Here is a 4,426-nt window from a genome sequence, read left to right as displayed (position 1 = left end):
CCAGAGAAGACAACGATGAGGTATATAAATTGATATTAAAGTCGAAAAGACCGTTGAACACAACCGGAATTTGTCATTGCCTTCTCACAAACAGAGAGGAGGTAAGGCATGAATATGATTTCACTGAAATTGATTCTACAAGCTATTAGCTTGCTAGCAGACTTAATTCAGCTCACGCAAATCTTGCAACCATTACTCTATTAAATATTAAAACCGCCTGCTGGATCAGGCGGTTTTTTTCGTTTTGCTTGGTTCTACGTAAATTAAAGAGCAGAACTACCCATAAAAAATAATTTCATTCACGTACGAGCCTCAAGAAACACTATCATTGCACTATACATAAAAGATAAAAGTATTAAATGATAAAAATACCTATCAATAGACTATTAATCTTTATTAAATGATAGTATTATCATTGTACTTATTTTTTTAAGTCTTTTTGATAGGTAGTCGGTTATGATAGTTCGCATTTATGTACGTGCATCAACTAAAGAGCAAGATGCTGAAAGAGCGCTCAGTGACTTGGTCGAGTTCAGTAAGAGCTATAGCGCTGGACACGTTGAATACATCGAAAATGAAAGCGGCACGAAGTTAACCCGACCCATCCTCAATCGGCTTTTAAACGAATCAGAGCCAGGTGACATTTTACTCGTGGAATCGGTCGACAGATTGTCACGCCTAGAACAAGCCGACTTCGACATTCTTAAGCAACAGATCAAGAGCAAAGGACTGCGCCTGGTCGTCGCTGATCTACCCACAACACACGTCGTTAATAGTGGCATGACAGGAGAGATACTGAACGTCATCAACAGCATGTTGATAGACCTACTTGCAACTATGGCGAAGCTTGATAACGACAAAAGGAGAGAACGCATTAAGCAAGGACTAGAAAGGTCAGGTTACAAGCCGGCAGGAAAGAAAGCCAATACCGCTAAGCATGAGCGTATTAAACAGCTACTTAAGGCCGAAAATATGACAAAAGAAGAAGTAGCAAAAGCTGTAGGTGTGGGTATCGCTACTGTATATCGAGTACAGAGGACGATATAGAAATAAAAATTGGTAGTGTTCAAAAATCTGTGTCATTTCAATAAACTGAATCAAACAGGAAATGACACATCATGGCAAACAACTTTGATTTCGAAGCAGCTTTAAAACAATTACAGTCAGGACAACCCCTCACTGGTGAAAACGGTATCCTGACACCACTAATCAAACAGCTGACAGAAGCGGCTTTAAATGCTGAAATTGAAAACTATCTGGAAGAAAATCCTAAACCATCCAATCGCAGGAATGGTTACTCTCGCAAGACCGTAAAATCATCCTCCGGTTCATTTGAACTGGAAACACCTCGTGATCGCACTGGTGATTTTGAGCCTCAACTCGTCAAGAAAAATCAAACCAAACTCTCTGAAGAGATCGACAGTAAAGTCATCTCACTGTTTGCGCTCGGCATGAGCTACCGTGATATTCAAAAACATATTGCCGATATGTATGCACTGGATATTTCCGAGGGTGCCATTACCAATATTACAGACAAGCTAATCCCCGAATTACGTGCCTGGCAACAGAGGCCGCTTGATGCCGTATATCCCTTTGTGTGGCTCGATGCCATCCATTACAAGATCAAGGATGAAGGCCGTTATGTCAACAAAGCCGTTTATACCGTGCTGGGATTAAATACCGAAGGCCATAAAGAACTGCTGGGTCTTTACCTATCAGAAAGTGAAGGTGCTAATTATTGGCTCAGCGTACTCACAGATTTGCAGAACCGTGGCATACAAGACATTCTGATCGCCTGCGTTGATGGGCTTAAAGGCTTCCCTGAAGCAATTGCTGCGATATTTCCGCAGACAGAAGTGCAGTTATGTATTATTCACCAAATCCGCAATAGCTTGCGTTATGTGGCCAGTAAGGATCAAAAAGCCTTTATGGCTGATCTGAAGCCTGTTTACCGAGCAGATACCAAGCAGGCAGCTGAAATGGCGCTAGATGAGCTGGAAGCCAAATGGGGGGATAAATACGAGAAAGTCATTCGTTCATGGCGTGAAAAATGGCATTTACTCAGTGCCTATTTCAAATATCCGAAAGCGGTTAGGAAGCCAATTTATACCACCAATGCGGTTGAAGCAGTACATCGCCAATTCAGAAAACTGACCAAAACCAAGGGGGCTTTCCCGAATGAAAATAGCCTGCTGAAATTGCTGTATATTGGCATTCAACAGGCTTCTGAAAAATGGACAATGCCGGTGACAAACTGGGGGCAAACCATCACACAGTTATCGATTTACTTTGAAGGCAGGCTCGATGATATAATTAAACTCTAGCCAATTCGGCTGACACAGAATTTTGAACGCTCTCTACAAATCCAAGTATGTTCTCTGCCAATGATAAGATTGAACAGAAAGCTCAGGATTAACCTGAGCTTTTGCATAAAAATTAACAGCGGCCTGCTGCTTTCAATAGAGCATTACATTGCTTATCACTACTTTGTTTTACAGAGTTAGAACCCGAACAAACTGCCTGGGAACTAATAGCTCCTCCAACTGTTGTGATATAACATTGATGTGATTTTTTTCCTACAGTGGCTACAAAGTTTATCGTGCCATCAATAGATCCTTGTCTATTTGATATGGCCACTTTGTCTGAAGTTGTATTTAAAGCAAAGGCTGCCTTTTGTTCTAAAGTTTGATCCTGGATGACCATATTTCCGACTGTGCCGCATCCTACAAAAAGAGATGCAAATAACAATGGTAATAATTTGAAATTTTTCATAAATTTTCCTAAATATATTTAAATAAGTTAGATTCCAAAACTACAATTAGGAATTTCTTTCTGGAGCTCTCGATAGTTATCTTTAATTTTATCCTGTTCGACTTTTTGAGCATCTCGCGCAAAAATATTGAATGCTTTAGCTTCCTCTCTATATTTCAATCTTAAGCTTTCGCAGTTTTTCTTATGTGTGATCATCTGTTTTGCATCATCTTCACTAATTTTGGTATAGCGTTGATTACTAATTCGCAGTGTTTTTCCATCATCAGATAAGTTGAATGTGATAACTGCTAAACCGTTATTCACACCAAGTTCTTTTTCTTTCTTCTCTAAAACCGTTCCTGATTTTTTATTTCCAAACCAATCAGTTTCTGAAAGAATATTCTCATTTACGATGTAAGTTTCTTTGCCCTCTTTATAGATTTCTAAAACTTTTGGATATTTTGTATCTTCAAGTTGCCAGTAACCAACATATTTATCATGAGGTTTGGAACATGCTGTTAAAGCTAAAGCAACTAAAGTAAGGAAAAATATTTTCATGATTTGCTCAGACAAATTATATTTTAAAAGGTCATAAGAATAGAGTATTTTTCAAGTATGTCTAAGGACATAAAAAACCAGATTTGTATAGCTAAAGTAATGAAAAAAAACACTATTATTTTATTTCAATCTCTAGATTATATGTTTATAACAAATTGGCTATCTGGTAAGTCGATCATTATTCTTAGTGTTATCAGTTTTATGTATTTTAGATTTTTTATATATTGTTCTTAAGCAAGGCGGAAAGTTAATAAAATAATTATGACCTATCTAGCCACGTGATTTAGGGTCAATTTTTATCTCTCCCAACCCTCGGTTGGGATTTTTGCCTGAGATTTCGCATAAGAGATTTTATGTTAAATACAAAACCACAAATAATCTTTAAATAGATAAGTGATTTTTTAATTTTCTAGAATATAAGTGAAATAGAGCGTCAATACTTGTCGTTTAGATTCTAAAGCCTCTTGAAAACACTATATATGGGTATTTATTTTAAAATTAATACAATATATAGTTATTTGATCAAATAAAGAGCGATCTCACTTTAGGAAAAACGAATTGAAAATTTATCATTACTGTTATGACATTCAAGACACTAATACTCTAGAGGTATACCCATTTGACTTAAAGCCTTTTTTAAAGGCTCTTACAAACTGGGATACTAGTATGAAAATTGCTAGTAATATAGTTATGACTGGGGACAAAATATTTTTGGTGCCAGTAGATGGAATTAAAAATTTTTATCTCTTTGTTTCTGCAAAAACGAATGATGCAGTGCAAAAAATTAAAAAGACCGCAGACAATATACATGCATCAAATATTTTGAAAGAGTTAGAAGAAGATACCAATATTGGTTTTGCATCTTATATATTCTTTGATCCTAATCGAAATATTTTTTCTTTCGCTAGTCGTCTTGGTGCACCAACAGCAGCAGGTTTTAAAAACTATTTACATAATGTATTTTCCTTATTAAAACTCGGTGGTTTAGAGTTCAAGATGGAACCTATTCAAGAGTGTCTAGAAAAAACTGAGGCAAGTAATTTACCTGTTATTGGGCGTACGGCTATTACAGTAAATAAAGATAATGAACTCTTTAAGCTTATAGCGGATTACTTAA

The 4,426-nt window shown here is 36.8% G+C and carries 4 protein-coding genes and 1 pseudogene; 3 read left to right on the top strand and 2 right to left on the bottom strand.

The window, feature by feature from the left end; translation table 11 throughout:
• The first annotated feature begins 456 nt into the window (after positions 1-456).
• A complete protein-coding gene (locus FTV42_RS15690; protein WP_127801920.1) occupies positions 457-1,047 on the top strand; it encodes a recombinase family protein in 591 nt (196 codons plus the stop codon).
• A gap of 71 nt (positions 1,048-1,118) precedes the next feature.
• A complete protein-coding gene (locus FTV42_RS15685) occupies positions 1,119-2,324 on the top strand; it encodes an IS256 family transposase (RefSeq protein ID WP_004911237.1) in 1,206 nt (401 codons plus the stop codon).
• Between the two features lie 112 nt (positions 2,325-2,436).
• Here FTV42_RS15685 and FTV42_RS15680 read toward each other — a convergent pair whose 3' ends face one another.
• Both FTV42_RS15680 and FTV42_RS15675 read right to left on the bottom strand, forming a co-directional pair.
• Positions 2,437-2,772 carry a hypothetical protein gene (locus tag FTV42_RS15680; protein ID WP_075175697.1) on the bottom strand — a complete coding sequence of 112 codons (336 nt, stop codon included), beginning with the start codon at positions 2,770-2,772 and terminating at the stop codon, positions 2,437-2,439.
• A gap of 27 nt (positions 2,773-2,799) precedes the next feature.
• Complete coding sequence (locus FTV42_RS15675; protein ID WP_046206310.1) at positions 2,800-3,309, bottom strand: hypothetical protein; 510 nt, start codon at positions 3,307-3,309, stop codon at positions 2,800-2,802.
• 558 nt (positions 3,310-3,867) lie between these two features.
• Between FTV42_RS15675 and FTV42_RS15670 the strand changes: the two are divergent.
• Positions 3,868-4,426 (top strand): annotated as a pseudogene (locus tag FTV42_RS15670) (hypothetical protein); the annotation flags it as partial.

It is taken from the genome of Acinetobacter sp. YH16052 (genome assembly GCF_013417155.1).
Classification (GTDB): domain Bacteria; phylum Pseudomonadota; class Gammaproteobacteria; order Pseudomonadales; family Moraxellaceae; genus Acinetobacter.
Note: the sequence above shows the minus strand (reverse complement) of the source record. Positions and strands in the feature narration are given on the sequence as shown.

Coding starts and splice junctions, on each gene's coding strand:
- FTV42_RS15690 (WP_127801920.1), top strand. CDS start 457: ATGATAGTTCGCATTTATGTACGTGCATCAACTAAAGAGCAAGATGCT.
- FTV42_RS15685 (WP_004911237.1), top strand. CDS start 1,119: ATGGCAAACAACTTTGATTTCGAAGCAGCTTTAAAACAATTACAGTCA.
- FTV42_RS15680 (WP_075175697.1), bottom strand. CDS start 2,772: ATGAAAAATTTCAAATTATTACCATTGTTATTTGCATCTCTTTTTGTA.
- FTV42_RS15675 (WP_046206310.1), bottom strand. CDS start 3,309: ATGAAAATATTTTTCCTTACTTTAGTTGCTTTAGCTTTAACAGCATGT.